The following is an 18,629-nucleotide window of genomic DNA, read 5'->3' on the forward strand; positions in this document are numbered from 1 at the left end:
TACATACATAATCCCTCTATATCAATATCAGTCTATACACTTGAAGTATCAAAAATAGTTACCATTTATTAGGTATGACAACAATTGTACTAGTTAGAAAAAATAATGAAGTAGTCGTTGCTGGTGATGGACAAGTTAGTATGGGAAATACTGTTGTTAAAAGCACAGCATCAAAAGTCAGAAAAATTGAAAAAAGAGATGTAGTAGCTGGGTTTGCAGGATCAACTGCTGACGCATTAACGTTATTCGAAAGATTAGAAGGTAAATTAGAAAAACATGCAGGAAACTTATCTAGAGCTGCTGTTGAATTAGCTAAAGATTGGAGAACAGATAAATATTTAAGAAGATTAGAAGCGCTAATGGCAGTTGGAGACAAAAGTAATAGTTATATTATTTCTGGGACTGGTGATGTTTTAGAGCCAGAGGGAGATGTAATTGGAATAGGCTCTGGTGGTAATTATGCATTAGCTGCTGGAAAAGTTTTAATAGAAGGCAACATGTCAGCCGAGGAAGTTGCTAAAAAAGCAATCAAAGTTGCTGCTGATATATGTGTTTTCACAAACGATAATGTTAAAATTGAAAAAATATAATGGATAATTCAAACGTTACACAACTACACCCAAAAGATAAGAATCAAAAAGAAGAGGCTTCAATAGTAAGTTCTTTATCTCCAAGAGAAATAGTTTCGGAACTAGATAGATTTGTGGTTGGACAAAATAAAGCCAAAAGAGCTGTTGCTGTTGCTTTAAGAAATAGATGGAGACGTCAGGCTCTTAAGGGTGAAATGAAGAATGAAGTTCTACCAAAAAACATTCTTATGATTGGGCCAACTGGTGTTGGAAAAACTGAAATCTCTAGGAGATTATCAAAACTAGCCGAAGCACCTTTTGTAAAAGTTGAAGCTACAAGATTTACTGAGGTTGGATATGTAGGAAGAGATGTTGAGCAAATAGTTAGAGATTTAATTGAAATTGCGATCTCAATGGAAAAGGTCAAAAAAAGAAAAGAAGTTTTTGCACAAGCCCAAAAAGCTGCTGAAGAAAAAGTTTTAGACGCTTTAGTCGGAAAAAAAGCGAGTTTGGCTACAAGAGAAAGTTTTAGAAAAAGATTAAGAAACGGTGATTTAGATGATAACGAAATTGAAATAGCTGTAAGCGATACTGGTTCTAGTGGTGCTTCTTTTGAGATTCCTGGTATGCCAGGTGCAAATGTTGGCATGATTAACATTGGCGAAATGATTGGAAAATCAATGGGAAATAAAGAGAAGAAAAAGAAAATGACAGTAAAAGAATCTCATGAAATTTTGATAAATGATGAGTCGGATAAATTAATAGAACAAGATAAGATTATTAAAGCAGCAAAACTTTCAACCGAAAACAATGGAATAGTTTTTCTAGATGAAATCGACAAAATCTCTGCAAGAACAGATAGGGTTGGTGGAGATGTTTCTAGAGAAGGTGTCCAAAGAGATTTGCTACCTTTAATAGAGGGAACTACTGTAAATACTAAACATGGTCCAATTAAAACAGATCACATTTTATTTATTGCTTCAGGAGCATTTCAACTTGCAAAACCATCTGATTTATTGCCTGAACTACAAGGAAGATTACCAATTAGAGTTGAATTAGAAGCATTAACTAGTGAAGATTTCAAAAGAATTTTAAGAGAGCCAGATTTTAGCTTGATAAAACAGTATGTGGCTCTTTTGAAAACAGAAAATGTTGACCTTGAATTTTCTGATGATGGTATAGATGCTATTGCCAATATTGCCTCCGAAGTGAACGCTACTGTTGAAAATATTGGGGCCAGAAGGTTACATACTATCATTGAAAAAATTCTAGATGAAATAAGCTTTACAGCTACTGACAGAGCAGGCGAAAAAATAATTATTAATAAGGAATATATTAATAAAAACTTAGATAATTTAGTAAAAGATACAGATCTATCTAAGTTTATCTTATAATTTTATTTTTTTTTAAAAAAACATAAAATGCACCTGCACCACCATCTTCTATTTTAGCATCTGTGATTTCATTTATCATATTCATTAAACTGGCATTTTTAGTAATAAATTCTGGAACAGAATATTTTAAGATACCAAAGTCTTTTGAAACATATGGATCTTTTTCATTTTTGGAATGAAGACCTTTTCCTGTAACAATAATTAGTTTATTGATATTTTCAGAAAAAGCTTTGTTTATAAAATCTTCTATAGTTTTATTTGCTTCATCTAAAGTATAACCATGCAAATCTATTGATCTTACTTTTAGATTTTTATTTTTTTGATTTTTAAAATCTTTGTTTGGTAATTTTTCAGTACTATTTATAAATTTGTGCCAATCTTTTTTATCTTTATCTGAAATACTATCGTTCAATTATGTTAATATATTTACTAACTGCCAATTAGGATTTGCTGACGTAGTATCTCTTGAAAAAATCCACGTATCATAAATTTTTTTAATCTTTTCAGGATCTCCAGAAACAATTTTTTTATCTTTATCTCTTATACAAGTTATCACCTCTGCTATAAAATCCACTGTTACGTTTAAAATATTTCCAATTTTTTTATGTTCCTTAATCTCAGCTTTATTAACTCCAATAAATGTTATTTCTGCGAAATGACCCCTTTTTGCTCTTTCTTTCAACGCATCATCAAATTGATTGTAAATGTCTTTATTTAACAGAGGTTTTGCATTTGTAATCTTATTATCATTATCACTGAAATCAGTAATAATTGTTTCATAAGCAATTTTTGCACCTTTTAAAAATTCTTTTTGAGCTTCATCATCAAACTTTTCTTTTGGTTTGACAGCTTGATCTACCTTTATATTTTTTAAAACTTCTTTAAATTGACCGGGTGATTTTCCCTCAAAACCAGTTCTTTTACCGAGAATTCCTCTTAATCTTAAAAAAATAAAACCAGCTATCATAGCAAGTAAAATTATATCTATGTATTCGAAACTATAATTCATAAATTGATAGTAATTACTCTGTTGATTAATTTCAACCAGCAATTTAGATTAAGGACAAATGAACTCATTACTATTATTAATTATTTTAGTCCCGATCGTAGAAATTTATTTATTTATAAAAATTGGATCACAAATTGGTGCGATTTCAACTATTTTACTAATTATCAGTACTGCAATAATAGGTGTTTACTATGCAAAGTATGAGGGGTTGAATACATTAAAATCGGGTTATGTTCAATTAAGCAAAAATAAAACACCAGCTTATGAGGTAATTTCAGGAGCGGCTATCGCCATTGCAGCTCTCCTATTAATAATTCCTGGGTTTGCGACTGATATTTTTGGGTTTCTTATAATTTTTCCCATCACTAGAAAATTTTTCTTCTCTATTTTTTCAAAAAAAATTAGCAAGAAAGAATATAAAAAAAATAATTTTATTGATGGTGAATATGAAGATATAGAGGATGATAATGACAAAAAAGTATGAAATTTTAGGCAAATATATAAAAGATTTATCTAGTGAAACTCGAGACGTTCAAACCTATTTATTTGTAAAAGAACATATAGGCAAATATCAATTAAATATAGATATCAACTCAAAAGCTTTAAAAAACAAACTCATTGAAATATGCACAACCTTTAAATTTGAAGACAAAGAACCTAATGAACTTAAATCTTACTTTGAAATTAACTTCGCAACTATAATTAGACCTGCTGATGAAATAAAAGAAAAAAAAGATTTAGAAAAAATTATTCTTTGTGATGTTCAAATTGAAATCTATCCAGATTTAGAAAAATCCTTTTTAAATGTTTTACACAATTCTGGTTACCCACAAATAAAATTTGAAAAAAAAATAGATTTTGAAAAACTTTATAATGAAAGACTTAATTAAAATAATTTTTTTTTAAAGAATTTTTTAAATAGTTTTCATGTTTTTCAATTTCTTCTTTTGTTGGTAAAACAATTTTTTTATAATATGAAACATTTGCGGTATTGTTTGCTGAGTCTTTAATATTCTCCTCTAAAAAATTTAATGTAGGTTCTTTCTGGTCAATTAAATTAATATATACTCTTGCTAAAAGATCACAGTCAATCAGAGCAGTATGCTGTTTTCTTCTTGAATTATCTATTCCATATCTTTTACACAATGAATCCAAACTTACTGAAGAACCTGGGAATTTTTCCCTAGAAAGACTAAGAGTATCAATAATTTCATTATTTATCTTATCTTTGCCAATTAATCTAAGTTCATTATTTAAATGTGCAAGGTCAAATTCGGCATTATGTATAATTAGTCTTTTTCCACTGATAAAAGATAAAAAGTCTTCAACAACTTCATTAAATTTTTTCTTATCAATTAAGAACTCATCTGTATAACCGTGTATTTCTAAGGCTTTCTCAGAAACTTTTCTTTCTGGATTAAGATAGCAATGAAATTTATTTTTTGTTGGAATTAGATTTTCTAATTCTATGCATCCAATTTCAACTATTCTATGACCCTCTTTCACAGATATTCCGGTAGTTTCTGTATCAAGAACAATTTCTTTCATTTTAGGATTTTATTTAGAATTAATCTTACACTTTTTTTTAATGTTTTTTTAGTAAAATCATTTTTAATAATGAAATCAGATTTATTCTTTTTATAATCAAGTGGTATTTGAACTTTTTTAAATAACTTTAATAAGTCATTATTAAAATTTTTTCTTTTTTTAAGCCTTTTTAAAATTTGAGATTTTTTTGAATCAACAAAGATTAATATATCCCTTTTTTGGTTAATTCTATTTTCTAACAGCAAAGGAATATCTAGTATTACTATTTTTTTATTTTTATTTCGATTAATAAAAAGCTTCATTTTTTTTCTAATTTCTATATGTACAATTTTAATAATTTTTTTTAAATTTGTTCTTTTTGAAATTATTGCTTTAGAAATTTCCTTTTTTTTAATTGGAAAAGTTGAAATGTACTTTGGAAGTTTTCTTCTTAATTTTAAATAAACTTTTCTATCTTTCTGGTATAACTTAGATACCTCTTCATCAGCATTGAATACGGGATATCCAAATGCTTTTGCAACAAAACTCTTTCCAGATCCTATATCTCCTAAAATTCCTATTTTAATCATTTTCTAAAAGTTTAAAAATCTCATTACTTATCTTTGGTTCTACCTCATGCCACAACTTGAATGCTTCTAGGGCCTGATAAACAAACATTAATTTCCCATTTTCTATAAGATTGCCGTTTTTTTTAGCATTTTTTAAAAAATTAGTTTCGGCGGGATTGTAAATTACATCATAAAACAACTTATCTTTTCCAATATTTGAAAAATCTAAATTTATATTTTCGTTATTTAGCCCTAAGCTTGTAGCATTAATTATCATATCAAAATATTCTATATTTCCCCACTCTATAGTTTTTAAATTTTTAAATAAGTTTTTCAAATTTTCTGCTTTTTGTCTGGTTCTATTACTGACAATTATCTGGTGGACACCCATTTTATTTAAAGCAAAAATAATTGATGGAACTACCCCTCCAGCACCTAAAATTAAAACTTTCTTTCCTCTCAAGTTATAGTCCAATCTTTGAATTGCTTTAGTAAAACCAGCAATATCGGTATTATGTCCGACTAAACTACCATCGTTAAATATTATTGTATTTACTGAATGGGTTTGCAGTGCCTCTGGGCTTAATTTATCTATGAAAGGTATTACTGCTTGTTTAAATGGAACTGTAACATTACAGCCAGTAATTTTTTGTTGCTTTATATCTTTAATAAAGTTTTCCAAATCATCTTCGTTAAGTTTAATTTTATCATATAAAGCATTAATATTATTCTCTTTTAACCAGTAGTTTTGTAGTTTGGGGGACAAAGAATGATCGATTGGGTTTCCTATAACAAAATATTTTTTTATTTTAGTTGTCATAAATCGCTAAATATTCCTTAATTTTCTTAATTGGTAATCCCATTATGGTGTCCTCATCACCAATTATGCTTTCAAATAAGTTTTTTCCTTCTCCTTCTATTTGATAAACGTTATAAGCATAAAGAGCCTGATCAGATATTTTAGATAAATATTCTTTTAATTCATCTCCAGAAAAATTTTTCATTTTTAATGTGGCTTTATCAGTATAATTCCAAATCATTGACCCATTTTTGGAGATACATACAGAGCTAATTAAATCATGTGATTTGCCATTAAGCTTCTTTAATATTGTCATGGCCTCTTCTCTGTTTTCTGGCTTTGATATTAATTCACCATTTAGATCTATTACGCTATCTGCTCCTAAAACAATTTCATTTGTTTGTTTTGAGCTTACTTTGTTTGCTTTTAATTCTGCTAAATTTTTTGATATAAGTTCTGGACTTGCTTTTTCTTTTAACAAGCTTAATTTGACAACATCTTCATCGACATTTGAAGGCATAACAAAACTTTTAATATTATTTTTATCTAAAATTTTTTTTCTAACATTGCTCTTTGAAGCAAGAATAATTCTATTTAGCATTGTTTAAGTATATTTCGTGGATTTTAATTATAGAAGCTGCTGTCTCTTCTACAGATTTTCTTGTTACATCAATAAGAGGCCATTTATATTTTTGAAATGTTCTTTTGGCATCTAATACTTCCTTTTTGATATTCTCTAGGTTTGTATACTGGATGTTTTCTGTCTCTTTCAAAGAATTCATTCTATTTTTTCTTAAGTCAGCCAGTCTTTCTGGTTCAGTGCTTAGTCCTACTACACAAGCCACTTTAGGATTTTTTTTAAGAGTATCGGGCAATGAATTTTCATTAACAAGAGGAATATTTGACGTCTTAAATCCTTTGTTAGCTAAATAGATAGATGTGGGTGTTTTGCTAGTTCTGCTTACACCTATAAGAATAATGTCAGATTTATGTACTTCATTTATTAAATTTCCATCATCATGATTCATTGTAAATTGAATTGCTTCTATTCTATCGTAATATTCTTCATTTAATATATGTTGGCCGCTTGGTTCATGGGTTGCTTTTTGATTAAGAATCTTTGAAAAATTTAAAATTAGATTTCCAAGAACTCCGAAACATGGGATTTTTTTTTCATCACTTACATTTGCTAAATATTTGGCTAAATTGTTGTCTACAATAGTGTATAAAATTATTGCGTTTGAATTTTTTTCTGCATCTTCTAAAATTCTTAAAATTTGGTTTTCTGTTCTTGTAAAAGAATAAGAATGAACTTTATATTCTATATTTAGAAATTGGGCCTTAAGAGCTAAAAATATTCTGTCTAAAGTTTCGCCAGTTGAGTCAGAAATTAAGTATATTTGATATGTATTACTCATGAATAAATTGTTAATAAATTTGTAATATTTTAATTAAATTACACAATTTAAAACTTTTTAAATTAACCTTGTAAAAACTGCTATTTATTAACATTAATAATAAATAGGGTAAAACAATCCACAAAAATTAATATGGTTAAAAAAGCTTCATTTTAAACAATTTTATTCAAATAACTTGTTGGTAAATTGTGAATATAATGTTTATAAAAATTAATCACCTTTATTCACAAGATATATTACAACTACAATAATTAATTATACTTATTTATGAGACCTTTAAACAAAGTAATAACTAACAAAGACACTTCGTTTAATCCCATTTGGATTATGAGACAGGCTGGCAGATATTTACCAGAATTTAGAGAAATAAGAAAAAAAAATCCTAATTTTATTAATTTGTGTTTAAATGACGATTTATCTTCAGAAATAACTCTACAACCATTAAAAAGATTTGATTTGGATGCTGCAATAATATTTTCAGATATTTTAATGCTTCCTTATGGATTAGGTCAAAAAGTAGAATTTGAAAAAAACTTTGGACCAAAATTAGGGGAACTAAATTTAAATGAAATTACTAACACTGATGAAATTGACTTTGTAGAAAAAATACACCGTGTGTATAAAGCATTAAAAAAAGTTAGCTCAGACTCTACTTTAAAAAATAAAAATACTATTGGATTTACTGGTGCTCCATGGACAATATTAGTTTATATGATTAATCAACAATCACCTAAAAATAATTTAAAAAAAGACTTTTTTAAAGACGAGTTTTTAATAAACAGAATATTATTAATTATTGAAAAATTTTTGAAAGTTCATATAAAAAATCAAATTGATAACGGTGCTAATGTAATTCAAATTTTTGATAGTTGGGCAGGTTTATTAGAGGAAAAAGATTTACCCAATTATGTTTATTCTCCAACCTTAAATTTAGTAAATTATGTAAAATCTTTAAATGTACCGGTTATATGCTTTCCTAGGGAAATTAAAAATTATAAAGAGTTTTGTGATATTGTTAAACCTGATGCTGTTAGTATTGACTATAATGTTGATCCAAAAAAAATACTTAGAGACATAAGCATACCTATACAAGGAGGTTTAGACCCAAAAATTTTGTTAACAGATAAAGAAACAATGAAAAAAGAAGCATTTACTTATTTAGAAATTTTTCGAGATCACCCGTATATATTTAATCTCGGTCATGGTATTTTGCCTGAAACAAATCCAGAAATGGTTGAAAACTTAATTAAAATTGTAAAAGATTTTAAATGATTGAAAAAGATCACCCACCCATAAAATACGGTAACACAGGAGTACTTATAGTTAATTTAGGCACACCTGATTCTACTAATTGGTTTGATATAAGAAAATATTTAAAAGAATTTCTTTCTGACAGAAGAGTAATTGAAGTAAATCCTTTAATTTGGCAAATAATTTTGAATTTGTTCATTTTAAATTTTAGACCCTCTAAAACTGCCAAAGCTTATAAAGAAATTTGGATGAAGGATGAAAATATATCGCCACTTCTTTATTATACAAAAAAGCAAAGTGAGAAAATTTCAAATTCACTATCAAAAGAAAATATTATCATAGATTTTGCTATGAGATATGGAAATCCGAGCATCAAGAGCAAAATTCATAAATTGCATAAAATGGGTTGTGAAAATTTGGTAATATTACCACTTTATCCTCAGTATGCAGCACCCACAACAGCAACTGTTTGTGATGAGGTATACAAAACTTTGATGAAAATGAGATGGCAACCTTCCCTAAAAATAATTCCTCATTACGAATCTGATCCACTTTACATTGATGCTCTCGTTAATTCGGTTAATAAAAAGATAAAAGAAATTAGCTGGAAACCAGACCTAATTATAGCCTCTTATCACGGGATACCAAAAAAATATTTTGATAAAGGTGATCCTTACCATTGTTATTGTCATAAAACGACAAGACTCATTTCAGAAAAATTCACTTCAATTAAAATTAAAACCACCTTTCAGTCGAGATTTGGCCCACAAGAATGGCTTCAACCATATACTGATAAGACTTTAGAAAATTTACCCAAAGAAGGTGTTAAAAAAGTTCTTACAATATGTCCAGGATTTGCATCAGATTGTGTAGAGACTTTAGAAGAAATACAAATTCAAGCTAAAGAAAGCTTTTTAAAATCAGGAGGAGAAAATTTTGATATGGTTCCCTGTTTAAATGACAACTATGATCATATCATTTTACTAAAGTCCTTAATTGAAAGAAATATTTGATACATGAATTCGTATTTATTATTTAAATCTTTACATTTAATTGCTGTCGTTTCTTGGATGGCTGGTCTTTTATACCTTCCTAGAATTTTTGTTTACCATGTTGAAAATAAAGAGAAAAAAGAAGCAACCGATATATTTGAGGTGATGGAAGAAAGATTGTTTTTTTACATTATGCGACCCGCGATGATTTTTACTTGGGTTTTTGGACTAGCTTTAATTTATTTAAATGGAATAGATATTTTTTCTCAACTTTGGTTTCAGATAAAGATTGTCTTAGTGATACTATTGTCAGCATATAACGACTATTTAGGAAAGTGTCTTGTTGCCTTAAAAAATTCTTCAAATACAAAATCTGCAAAATTCTTCAGAATAATTAACGAAATACCAACGGTTATCTTAATTGTTGTTGTATTTTTAGCTATTTTTAAGCCAATCTAGGGTTGAAATTTCAATTGTAGTATATATATTTATTACGTTGATAAGTTCTTATCAAATAAATAATCATGAACATTCAAGAATTAAAACTCAAATCATCTGAACAGCTTATTACGCAAGCAGAAGAACTTGGCATAGAAAACGCTAGCACATTAAGAAAACAAGAAATACTTTTTGCTATTCTTAAAAAAGTTGCTGAAAAAGAAGAAATCACTGGCGTAGGTGTTCTGCAGCTATTACAAGATGGTTTTGGTTTTCTAAGGGCCATGGAATCAAATTATCTTCCGGGACCAGACGACATTTATGTTAGTCCAAGTCAAATAAGAAAATTTGGACTAAGAACCGGAGATACCGTTGAGGGACCAGTAAGGGCCCCTAAAGAAGGAGAAAGATATTTTGCATTGTTACAAGTTAGCAAGATAAATTTCGAAGAACCAGAAAAAGCTAGACACAAAATTGCATTTGATAACTTGACGCCTCTATACCCTGATAAGCAGTTGGTGATGGAAGTTGAAACGACAAAAGTAGAAAAAAAACAAGACTTAACTCCAAGACTAATTGATCTAGTTAGTCCAATTGGTAAAGGACAAAGATCGATTATTATATCACCACCCAAAGCTGGGAAGACAATGATTTTGCAAAGCATTGCAAACTCCATAGCAAAAAACTATCCAGAGTGTTACCTTATGGTGTTGCTAATTGATGAGCGACCAGAAGAAGTAACAGACATGCAAAGAACTGTTAAAGGTGAGGTAATTAGCTCTACTTTTGATGAACCAGCACAAAGGCACGTTGCAGTAGCTGAAATGGTTATTGAAAAGGCTAAAAGATTAACCGAACACAAAAAAGATGTTATTATATTATTAGACTCGATAACAAGATTAGGGAGAGCATATAATGCAGTAATACCAAGTTCAGGTAAAGTTTTAACTGGAGGTGTAGATGCTAACGCACTTCAGAGACCCAAAAGATTTTTTGGTGCAGCAAGAAATATCGAAGAAGGTGGTTCATTAACAATTATATCTACAGCTTTAATTGATACGGGTAGCAGAATGGACGAAGTCATATTTGAAGAATTTAAAGGAACAGGTAATAGTGAAACAATACTAGATAGAAAAATAGCAGATAAAAGAATTTATCCGGCAATTGATATCACAAAATCAGGAACAAGAAGAGAAGAATTGTTATTTGATAAAAATGATTTACAAAAAATGAATGTGTTAAGAAGAATAATTGCTCCAATGGGAACTATGGATGCGATTGAGTTCATAAATTCTAAACTTAAAGATACTAAAAATAATGCTGAATTTTTTAATTCAATGAATAAACCATCTTAAGGTGTGTTTAATTTTTAAATATTTTTTTCATGGATTTAGTAGAAAAAATTAAGATTCTCAAAAATCATTTTAATGCTAAAAATTATAAGAAGGTGATAGAGGGAGCATCGAAGCTACTTAAAAAAATTCCAAAAAATGATTACTTGCTAAATTTAACTGGCATGGCTTATCAAGGATTGTCTCAACACAATAACTCAATAAAATATTTCAGCGAAGCATTAAAACATGCACCTAATAATGTGGCTGCCATGAATAACTACGCAAATGCTTTAAAAGCCACTGGCAAATTTGAACAATCACAGAATCTTTATGAAAAAATTTTAAAGATAAATCCAAATTATATTAATGCCTATAATAATTATGCTAATTTAAAAACCCTAATTAACGATTATGAAGGGGCCATAGTTCTTTATAAAAAAGCTCTTGATCTAGTTAAAATTAATAAAAACATACCACAATCCAGTATTGTGAACTTTTTATTTTCTTTGGCTGTTGCTTACCAAAGTGAAAATAAAATTGAAGAGACAAAAAAAACTGTTGATGAGATATTTTCGATTGATCCAAATCACGTTGGGGCTCATAAATTAACAAGTTCATTGTTAAAATATACTAAAGAAAATAAAGATAGCTTAGATCATATTAATAAAATGGAAAGTATCTACAGGCAAATTAACAACAATGATTATGAAAAAAAAGTTGATTTGTCTTATGCTTTAGGCAAAGCGTATGAAGATATTAAAGATTTTGGTAGTGCTTATCAATTTTACGAAAAAGCAAACGAGCTAAAATTTGATAAATTTGGATCAAATATAGATGCTGAGAAAAAAGCAATTGATAATATCATAAAAACTTTCAGTGATATCAATCTTGCAAAATCAAATCAGGGAATCCAAAAAAAAAAAATTATATTTATTTTAGGCATGCCAAGATCAGGTACAACATTGATGGAACAAATTATATCGTCACATAGCGAGGTTTATGGTGCTGGGGAATTAATTTATCTTCAGCAAGTACTAAAAAATAATTTTGTAAATGACTCCAAATATAACAAGCAATTAATTGTTGATTATCAAAATTCATCAAAAAACATCGTTTTTTCTGAATATATAAATTATTTTAAACTGTATAATTTTGAAGAAAAAATAATTACTGATAAAGCTCCTCAAAATTTTCGACTAATAGGATTTATTAAATTATTTTTCCCTAACAGCAAAATTATACATTGCTATCGTAATCAAAAGGATAATTGTTTGTCTTTGTTTAAAAATACTTTTGCTTCAAATACAATGAACTGGACAAATAAAGCAGAAGATATAGCCAAATATTATAATTTATATTCTAAAATCATGAAATTTTGGAAAACAAAAATTCCTGATTTTATTCATGATGTAGAATATGAAAAACTTGTCACCGATAAAGAGAAAGAAATTAAAGAAATTTTAAATTTTTGTGAATTAAATTGGGATGAAAAATGTTTAAATCCAGATAAAAATAGTAAAACACCAATTAAAACAGTTAGTATTGCTCAAGCAAGACAACCCATTTATAAATCTTCAGTAAATAGCAGTAATAATTTTGATAAGTATCTTGAAAAAATGTTCAAAATTCTTGATTAAAAGTGTTTTTTTTAAAAGTTAGACTGAATTTTTTTCATTTTAATTAAATTTTTTTCATATACTTTAATTTAAGTATCATAGATTTAATTATGAATATTTATGCTCTTTCTACTGGCCCAGGCATCTCTGGTATAGCTGTTATAAGAATTTCAGGGGGAGAAACCTCTAAGATTATTAACATTTTAACCGGTAAGCCTGTTCCCAAGCCAAGAGTAGCAACTCTCAGAAAAATCAATAAAATCAACACTTCTGAGCTGATAGATGAGGGTTTAATTCTATGGTTTCCTGCTCCTGAGAGCTACACTGGTGAGGATATGGCAGAAATACATATTCATGGTAGTAAGGCCGTTGTGGATGCTTTGCACTCCTCTCTTTCAGATATAGAAAATTGTAGATTAGCAGAACCTGGTGAATTTACAAAATTAGCATTTCAAAATGGAAAAATAAATTTACTTAAAGCCGAAAGTATTGCTGATTTAATTTCATCGGAAACTGAAATCCAAAGACAACAAGCAATAAAAATTATGAATGGAAAATCAGCAGATCAATTTAATTCTTTAAGAGAGAAACTTTTAAAAATTTTATCACATGTTGAAGCTAAAATAGATTTCCCAGATGAGGATTTGCCAACTAATATTTTAAATGAAATAAAAAATAGTTCTGATGAAGTAATAAATAAAATTAAAAAAATATTAAATGATCAGAAAGTTGGAGAAAGAATTAGAGAAGGTTTTAAAATTGCTATTCTTGGTCCAACAAATGCTGGAAAATCTAGCCTGATGAATTATTTATCTAATAGAGATGTAGCAATTGTTTCCGAAATTGCTGGTACAACTAGAGACGTAATAGAAACACATCTCAATATAGATGGTTATCCAGTAATAATATCTGATACAGCTGGGATAAGAGACTCAAAAGATGAAATAGAAAAAAAAGGTGTTAAATTATCTCTAAAAAGAGCAGAAGAAGCAGATTTAAAACTTATTGTGGTTGATGCAAAAAGCCTTGATTTTACTGATGTTTTAAAGGGTTTTTTAGACGAAAATGCTATATTAGTTATAAATAAATCTGATCTTTTAGAAAATGATATTGATCCAGAAATAAAAAAAACAGATCATATTTTAATTTCAATTAAAGAAAATAAAAATATCGAAGAATTAATTTTAAAAATAAAAAATAATTTAAAAAATAAATTTATTTCAAGTGATGATATTTTAATTACAAGAGAGAGACACAGACAACATTTACAACAGTGTTTAGATTATTTAAAAAATTTTAATCAAAAAAAAGAAACCGAAGATTTTGATAAAGCTGCAGAAGATTTAAGATTAGCTACTAGACATTTAGGTATGATAGTTGGAAAAGTAGATGTAGAGGAGATATTAGGTAGCATTTTCAACGATTTTTGTATCGGCAAGTAATACCCCATTTTGCTGGTTTTTTGAACCTTTTTTATCAAAAAACGTTGATAAATAGAGTTTATTTACAAAAAATTAAGCCTATCTTGTAAATTATATAATCACATATAGATTTGGATTATGAAAAATGATTTGTCATTTGATGTAGTTGTAATTGGAGGAGGCCATGCTGGATGTGAAGCTGCAGCAGCTTCTGCTCGTCTTGGAGTCAACACTGCCCTATTTACTCATAAAATAGAAACTATCGGTGAGATGTCTTGTAACCCGGCAATAGGAGGCTTGGGTAAAGGTCATTTGGTTAGAGAAATAGATTCCCTTGATGGTGTTATGGGAGATGTAGCAGACAAATCAGGTATACAATTTAGATTATTAAATAGAAGTAGAGGGCCTGCAGTCAGAGGACCCAGAACTCAATCAGATAGATCGCTTTATCGTAAATATATGCAAGAAAAATTGCTAAACTATTGTAATTTAAGCGTTTTTTCAGATCCTGTAATTAGGTTTATTTTTGATAAAAATTCAATAAGTGGATTTGAAACTAAAGAAGGTAAGAAAATTCTATCTAATAAGATAATACTCACAACAGGCACTTTTTTAAATGGTTTGATACATATAGGTGATGAAAGAACTCCAGCGGGTAGATATGACGAAAAACCTTCTACAGGTTTAAGTGAACAATTGGCAAAATATAATTTTAAAATTGGAAGATTAAAAACCGGAACACCGCCAAGGTTAGATTCAAGGACAATTAATTTTGAAAACTTAGAAGAACAATTCGCAGATGATGATCCTTATTTTTTTTCATTCTTAACTAAAAAAAATTTAAATAAACAAATATCTTGTCGAATGACTTATACTAATGAGAAGGTTCATAACATTATAGAAAAGAATTTATCAAAGAGCGCTATGTACTCGGGTAGTATAAAAGGAGTAGGTCCAAGATATTGTCCATCTATAGAAGATAAGATAGTAAAATTTGCAGATAAAGTACGTCACCAGATATTTTTAGAGCCAGAAGGCCTAAATGATTACACAATTTACCCAAATGGTATATCGACATCACTACCTGCTGATGTACAACAAGAAATATGTAATAATATCAATGGTTTAGAGAATGTTACTATACTAAGACCAGGATATGCAATAGAATATGATTATATAGATCCACGTGAACTATTCCTAACTCTTGAAACCAAGAAGATAAGCAATCTTTATCTTGCCGGTCAAATTAATGGAACAACAGGATATGAGGAAGCTGCCGCACAAGGCCTTATAGCCGGAATAAATGCTGCCTTGTCTGTTAAAAAATTGGAACCATTCATACTTGATAGATCCGACGCTTACATTGGAGTAATGATAGATGATTTGGTGACCAAAGGAGTAGCTGAGCCATACCGTATGTTTACATCAAGAGCAGAATATCGATTAAGTTTAAGATCTGATAATGCTGATCAAAGATTAACTGCAAAGGGAATAGAAATTGGCCTTATAGGTAATGAGAGAAAAGCAATATATTTGAGTAAATTTGAACAAATTAGACAAATAAATTTAAAAATGAGAAATTCCAAGATTTCACCTTCTAAAGCTGAGAAATTTGGAATAAAAATAGCAAAAGACGGAATATTGAGATCATCTAGCGAAGTTTTAACTCAAAAAGGGGTAAATATGAGAAAAATTAGGGAAATATGGTCCGATATACCCTTTTATAGCAATGAAATTGATGAACAGGTAGAAATAAATGCTCATTATAGGGGTTATTTAAAGAAGCAAAAAGCAGATATTTTAGCATTTAAGAGGGACGAAAACCTAGTTATTCCAGATAAAATCAATTATGACGGGCTATCAGGTTTATCTAATGAGGTAAAAGCTAAATTCAAAGAAATAAAGCCCAAAACAATGGGTCAAGCCCTAAGAATTGACGGAATAACTCCTGCCGCTGTATATATTTTGTTGTCACATGTCAAAAGAAAGTCTATTAAGCATATAGCTTAATGGATCAGAAAATTTTAAATTCTTATTCTAGAATTAATCACTTAAATGTTTCACGTGAAACATTTTTAGACTTTGAAAACTACATATCCATGATTCTTGAAAAAAATAAAAAAATCAACATAATTAGCCAAAATACAGCGTCAAAAAAGGCTATAATTGAACGTCATATTATAGACTCTGCACAAATAATTGATTTTGTTGATTTAAATAGCAATACAACCACAGATATAGGTTCAGGAGGGGGTATGCCAGGTATAATCGTGGCTATTATACTAAAAAATATGAAAAATAATATGCATGTGCACCTTTATGAAAAAAGTTACCATAAAAGCCATTTTTTAAAGGAAGTTTCAAAAAAATTAAATTTAAACACAAAGGTTTTTCAAAAAAATATTTTTGAAATAAAAAATTTAGAAACAGGAACGATAATGTCCAGAGCATTTAAACCAATGCCAGTAGTTTTAGAATTAGTATATGAAAATTTTTCAAAATATAAAAATTTAATTTTTTTTATGGGGAAGAGTGGAAAAAAAATTTTTGAAAATTCTAAAAAAAATTGGGAGTTGGAGTATATAGAAAAAAAAAGTTTAACAAGTGTAGACTCATTTTTAATAAATATTAAAAAAATTAAAAAAAAAAATTAAATGCAAATTATTTCAGTAATAAATCAAAAGGGTGGGGTTGGAAAAACTACTACGGTGATTAATCTTGCAGCAGGTTTATCTCAAATAGATAAAAAAATTTTAGTAATTGACCTAGATCCACAAGGGAATGCTACTACAGGTCTAGGATTATCGAATATGGATAACTCAAGTGATACAATTTATGGAGTATTGAATGGAACTAGTGAAATTAGTGAGGTAATTAAAAAAACAAAGTTTGAAAATTTAGATATTATTACATCTAATGTAGATTTATCGGGTTTAGAAGTAGAGACGGCTGATGACAGCAATAGGGCTTTTATACTAAAGACTAAATTAACCGCATATTTAAACGATTCTAAAGGATCATATGATTATGTCTTGATCGATTGCCCACCTTCGTTAAGCTTGCTAACTGTAATGGCACTTGTAAGTTCAAATTCTCTGTTGGTACCACTTCAGACTGAATTTTTTGCTTTAGAGGGTTTAACGCAGCTAATGAAAACTATAGAAAGAATAAAAGTAAGTTTAAATCCAGATTTGAAAATCAGGGGTATACTTTTAACTATGTATGACAAAAGAAATAAGCTTTCATCTCAAGTTGAAAAAGAAGCTAGGGATTATTTTAGTGAAAAAGTTTACTCGACTGTCATCCCAAGAAATGTGAGACTATCAGAAGCACCATCCCATGGAATGCCAGTTTTAATTTATGACAAATCTTGTCCAGGTAGCAAATCATATTTTAGCTTCACTGATGAATTTATTAATCAAGAAACATCAATTGGGAGTGCTGCTTAATGGATAAAATTAAAAAAGGATTGGGTCGGGGGTTATCATCATTGATTGGTGAAACTAAAGTAGAATCTCAAAAAAATCATTTATCTATAAGCGAACTTACACCTAATAAATACCAACCGAGAAAAGTTTTTGATGAAGATAATTTAGAGGATTTAACTAATTCAATAAAAGAAAGAGGAATGATACAGCCGATCATTGTTAGAAAATCAAATGATGATAGCTTTAAATTTGAAATTATTGCAGGTGAAAGAAGATGGCTTGCAGCTCAAAGAGCTGGCCTTCATAATGTACCTGTTGTTGTAACAGAGGCTGATGATTTAAAGTCTTTGGAATTTGCAATTGTAGAAAATGTTCAAAGGCATGACTTAAACCCACTAGAGGAAGCGCAGGGATATAAAAGACTTATTGATGAATTTTCATACGATCAGGATAAAGTATCTAAATTTATTGGAAAAAGTAGAAGCTATATTTCAAACTCCTTAAGATTATTAACCTTACCAGATGATGTTATCAAATTAATAGAATCTCAAAAAATAACTGCTGGTCACGCTAAAATTTTAGTTGGTCTTGAAAATGCAAGTTTTGTAGCATCAAAAATTATAGAAAAAAAACTCTCTGTAAGACAAGCGGAGAATTTTGTTAAAATTTTTAAAAATAAAAAACAAAAATCAAGCATAACAAAAAATAGCAATATTATTGCTCTTGAATTATCTATCTCAAATAAAATTGGATTAAATGTTGATATTCAGAATAATAAAAGAAATAAAGGAAAAATAAGTTTTGAGTATAAAGATTTAGATCAATTGAATAAAATCATAGAAATAATAAAAAAAAATTATTAAT

At 28.7% G+C, this 18,629-nt stretch carries 21 protein-coding genes; 14 read left to right on the top strand and 7 right to left on the bottom strand.

Annotated elements, in window-relative coordinates:
• The first annotated feature begins 74 nt into the window (after positions 1-74).
• Both hslV and hslU read left to right on the top strand, forming a co-directional pair.
• Positions 75-590, top strand: a complete 516-nt coding sequence (gene hslV / locus ACTT9R_RS02565; protein WP_440926503.1) for an ATP-dependent protease subunit HslV — start codon at positions 75-77, stop codon at positions 588-590.
• Positions 590-1,963, top strand: coding sequence for an ATP-dependent protease ATPase subunit HslU (hslU, locus tag ACTT9R_RS02570; RefSeq protein ID WP_440926504.1), 1,374 nt, complete (start codon positions 590-592; stop codon positions 1,961-1,963). The genes hslV and hslU overlap by 1 nt, the downstream gene beginning before the upstream one ends.
• On the opposite strand, the gene ACTT9R_RS02575 is transcribed toward hslU, so the two are convergent.
• Together ACTT9R_RS02575 and ACTT9R_RS02580 are read right to left on the bottom strand one after the other, a co-directional pair.
• The gene (locus ACTT9R_RS02575; RefSeq protein ID WP_440926505.1) at positions 1,953-2,375 is read right to left on the bottom strand and encodes a Smr/MutS family protein; all 423 of its coding nucleotides are present in this window, start codon (positions 2,373-2,375) and stop codon (positions 1,953-1,955) included. The two genes, hslU and ACTT9R_RS02575, sit on opposite strands and share 11 nt — an antisense overlap.
• Positions 2,376-2,972: a Tim44/TimA family putative adaptor protein gene (locus ACTT9R_RS02580; protein ID WP_440926506.1), complete on the bottom strand. Its 597-nt coding sequence runs from the start codon at positions 2,970-2,972 to the stop codon at positions 2,376-2,378.
• A gap of 58 nt (positions 2,973-3,030) precedes the next feature.
• Between ACTT9R_RS02580 and ACTT9R_RS02585 the strand changes: the two genes are divergently transcribed.
• The gene (locus ACTT9R_RS02585) at positions 3,031-3,456 is read left to right on the top strand and encodes an FxsA family protein (protein ID WP_440926507.1); all 426 of its coding nucleotides are present in this window, start codon (positions 3,031-3,033) and stop codon (positions 3,454-3,456) included.
• Positions 3,440-3,862, top strand: a complete 423-nt coding sequence (locus tag ACTT9R_RS02590) for a protein-export chaperone SecB (protein WP_440926508.1) — start codon at positions 3,440-3,442, stop codon at positions 3,860-3,862. The genes ACTT9R_RS02585 and ACTT9R_RS02590 overlap by 17 nt, the downstream gene beginning before the upstream one ends.
• Here ACTT9R_RS02590 and dnaQ read toward each other — a convergent pair.
• Genes dnaQ through ACTT9R_RS02615 form a run of 5 tightly spaced genes read right to left on the bottom strand, consistent with a single transcriptional unit; the run spans position 3,855 to position 7,285 of the window.
• A complete protein-coding gene (gene dnaQ / locus ACTT9R_RS02595) occupies positions 3,855-4,520 on the bottom strand; it encodes a DNA polymerase III subunit epsilon (protein ID WP_440926509.1) in 666 nt (221 codons plus the stop codon). The two genes, ACTT9R_RS02590 and dnaQ, sit on opposite strands and share 8 nt — an antisense overlap.
• Positions 4,517-5,089 carry a dephospho-CoA kinase gene (gene coaE / locus ACTT9R_RS02600; RefSeq protein ID WP_440926510.1) on the bottom strand — a complete coding sequence of 191 codons (573 nt, stop codon included), beginning with the start codon at positions 5,087-5,089 and terminating at the stop codon, positions 4,517-4,519. The genes dnaQ and coaE overlap by 4 nt, the downstream gene beginning before the upstream one ends.
• Positions 5,082-5,888 carry a shikimate dehydrogenase gene (aroE, locus tag ACTT9R_RS02605; RefSeq protein ID WP_440926511.1) on the bottom strand — a complete coding sequence of 269 codons (807 nt, stop codon included), beginning with the start codon at positions 5,886-5,888 and terminating at the stop codon, positions 5,082-5,084. The genes coaE and aroE overlap by 8 nt, the downstream gene beginning before the upstream one ends.
• Entirely contained in the window at positions 5,878-6,468 is a 591-nt protein-coding gene (locus ACTT9R_RS02610; protein ID WP_440926512.1) for a Maf family protein, read from the bottom strand. Before ACTT9R_RS02610 ends, aroE begins: the two co-directional genes overlap by 11 nt.
• Positions 6,458-7,285, bottom strand: coding sequence for a pyruvate, water dikinase regulatory protein (locus tag ACTT9R_RS02615; RefSeq protein ID WP_440926513.1), 828 nt, complete (start codon positions 7,283-7,285; stop codon positions 6,458-6,460). The genes ACTT9R_RS02610 and ACTT9R_RS02615 overlap by 11 nt, the downstream gene beginning before the upstream one ends.
• A 267-nt stretch (positions 7,286-7,552) precedes the next feature.
• Between ACTT9R_RS02615 and hemE the strand changes: the two genes are divergently transcribed.
• The 10 genes from hemE (at position 7,553) to ACTT9R_RS02665 (ending at position 18,628) form a co-directional block, all read left to right on the top strand.
• On the top strand, positions 7,553-8,557 hold the full coding sequence (gene hemE / locus ACTT9R_RS02620; protein WP_440926514.1) for a uroporphyrinogen decarboxylase: 1,005 nt from the start codon (positions 7,553-7,555) through the stop codon (positions 8,555-8,557).
• Positions 8,554-9,549, top strand: coding sequence for a ferrochelatase (hemH, locus tag ACTT9R_RS02625; RefSeq protein ID WP_440926515.1), 996 nt, complete (start codon positions 8,554-8,556; stop codon positions 9,547-9,549). The genes hemE and hemH overlap by 4 nt, the downstream gene beginning before the upstream one ends.
• Before the next feature lie 3 nt (positions 9,550-9,552).
• The gene (hemJ, locus tag ACTT9R_RS02630) at positions 9,553-9,987 is read left to right on the top strand and encodes a protoporphyrinogen oxidase HemJ (RefSeq protein ID WP_440926516.1); all 435 of its coding nucleotides are present in this window, start codon (positions 9,553-9,555) and stop codon (positions 9,985-9,987) included.
• Between the two features lie 65 nt (positions 9,988-10,052).
• Positions 10,053-11,321, top strand: coding sequence for a transcription termination factor Rho (gene rho / locus ACTT9R_RS02635; RefSeq protein WP_440908537.1), 1,269 nt, complete (start codon positions 10,053-10,055; stop codon positions 11,319-11,321).
• Positions 11,322-11,350: 29 nt separating this feature from the next.
• Positions 11,351-12,937, top strand: coding sequence for a tetratricopeptide repeat-containing sulfotransferase family protein (locus ACTT9R_RS02640; RefSeq protein ID WP_440926517.1), 1,587 nt, complete (start codon positions 11,351-11,353; stop codon positions 12,935-12,937).
• Positions 12,938-13,026: 89 nt separating this feature from the next.
• Entirely contained in the window at positions 13,027-14,358 is a 1,332-nt protein-coding gene (gene mnmE / locus ACTT9R_RS02645; protein ID WP_440926518.1) for a tRNA uridine-5-carboxymethylaminomethyl(34) synthesis GTPase MnmE, read from the top strand.
• A 117-nt stretch (positions 14,359-14,475) separates the two neighbouring features.
• Positions 14,476-16,347: a tRNA uridine-5-carboxymethylaminomethyl(34) synthesis enzyme MnmG gene (gene mnmG / locus ACTT9R_RS02650; protein WP_440926519.1), complete on the top strand. Its 1,872-nt coding sequence runs from the start codon at positions 14,476-14,478 to the stop codon at positions 16,345-16,347.
• A complete protein-coding gene (locus tag ACTT9R_RS02655) occupies positions 16,347-16,991 on the top strand; it encodes a 16S rRNA (guanine(527)-N(7))-methyltransferase RsmG (protein WP_440926520.1) in 645 nt (214 codons plus the stop codon). The genes mnmG and ACTT9R_RS02655 overlap by 1 nt, the downstream gene beginning before the upstream one ends.
• Positions 16,992-17,786: a ParA family protein gene (locus tag ACTT9R_RS02660; protein ID WP_440926521.1), complete on the top strand. Its 795-nt coding sequence runs from the start codon at positions 16,992-16,994 to the stop codon at positions 17,784-17,786.
• A complete protein-coding gene (locus tag ACTT9R_RS02665) occupies positions 17,786-18,628 on the top strand; it encodes a ParB/RepB/Spo0J family partition protein (protein ID WP_440926522.1) in 843 nt (280 codons plus the stop codon). The genes ACTT9R_RS02660 and ACTT9R_RS02665 overlap by 1 nt, the downstream gene beginning before the upstream one ends.
• Position 18,629: the final 1 nt, after the last annotated feature.

Source organism: Candidatus Pelagibacter sp., from assembly GCF_052049835.1.
Classification (GTDB): domain Bacteria; phylum Pseudomonadota; class Alphaproteobacteria; order Pelagibacterales; family Pelagibacteraceae; genus Pelagibacter.

Coding starts and splice junctions, on each gene's coding strand:
- ACTT9R_RS02665 (WP_440926522.1), top strand. CDS start 17,786: ATGGATAAAATTAAAAAAGGATTGGGTCGGGGGTTATCATCATTGATT.
- hemJ (WP_440926516.1), top strand. CDS start 9,553: ATGAATTCGTATTTATTATTTAAATCTTTACATTTAATTGCTGTCGTT.
- mnmE (WP_440926518.1), top strand. CDS start 13,027: ATGAATATTTATGCTCTTTCTACTGGCCCAGGCATCTCTGGTATAGCT.
- ACTT9R_RS02615 (WP_440926513.1), bottom strand. CDS start 7,285: ATGAGTAATACATATCAAATATACTTAATTTCTGACTCAACTGGCGAA.
- aroE (WP_440926511.1), bottom strand. CDS start 5,888: ATGACAACTAAAATAAAAAAATATTTTGTTATAGGAAACCCAATCGAT.
- rho (WP_440908537.1), top strand. CDS start 10,053: ATGAACATTCAAGAATTAAAACTCAAATCATCTGAACAGCTTATTACG.
- ACTT9R_RS02640 (WP_440926517.1), top strand. CDS start 11,351: ATGGATTTAGTAGAAAAAATTAAGATTCTCAAAAATCATTTTAATGCT.
- ACTT9R_RS02580 (WP_440926506.1), bottom strand. CDS start 2,972: ATGAATTATAGTTTCGAATACATAGATATAATTTTACTTGCTATGATA.
- ACTT9R_RS02655 (WP_440926520.1), top strand. CDS start 16,347: ATGGATCAGAAAATTTTAAATTCTTATTCTAGAATTAATCACTTAAAT.
- ACTT9R_RS02660 (WP_440926521.1), top strand. CDS start 16,992: ATGCAAATTATTTCAGTAATAAATCAAAAGGGTGGGGTTGGAAAAACT.
- mnmG (WP_440926519.1), top strand. CDS start 14,476: ATGAAAAATGATTTGTCATTTGATGTAGTTGTAATTGGAGGAGGCCAT.
- hemE (WP_440926514.1), top strand. CDS start 7,553: ATGAGACCTTTAAACAAAGTAATAACTAACAAAGACACTTCGTTTAAT.
- dnaQ (WP_440926509.1), bottom strand. CDS start 4,520: ATGAAAGAAATTGTTCTTGATACAGAAACTACCGGAATATCTGTGAAA.
- hemH (WP_440926515.1), top strand. CDS start 8,554: ATGATTGAAAAAGATCACCCACCCATAAAATACGGTAACACAGGAGTA.
- hslU (WP_440926504.1), top strand. CDS start 590: ATGGATAATTCAAACGTTACACAACTACACCCAAAAGATAAGAATCAA.
- ACTT9R_RS02590 (WP_440926508.1), top strand. CDS start 3,440: ATGACAAAAAAGTATGAAATTTTAGGCAAATATATAAAAGATTTATCT.
- ACTT9R_RS02610 (WP_440926512.1), bottom strand. CDS start 6,468: ATGCTAAATAGAATTATTCTTGCTTCAAAGAGCAATGTTAGAAAAAAA.
- coaE (WP_440926510.1), bottom strand. CDS start 5,089: ATGATTAAAATAGGAATTTTAGGAGATATAGGATCTGGAAAGAGTTTT.
- hslV (WP_440926503.1), top strand. CDS start 75: ATGACAACAATTGTACTAGTTAGAAAAAATAATGAAGTAGTCGTTGCT.
- ACTT9R_RS02585 (WP_440926507.1), top strand. CDS start 3,031: ATGAACTCATTACTATTATTAATTATTTTAGTCCCGATCGTAGAAATT.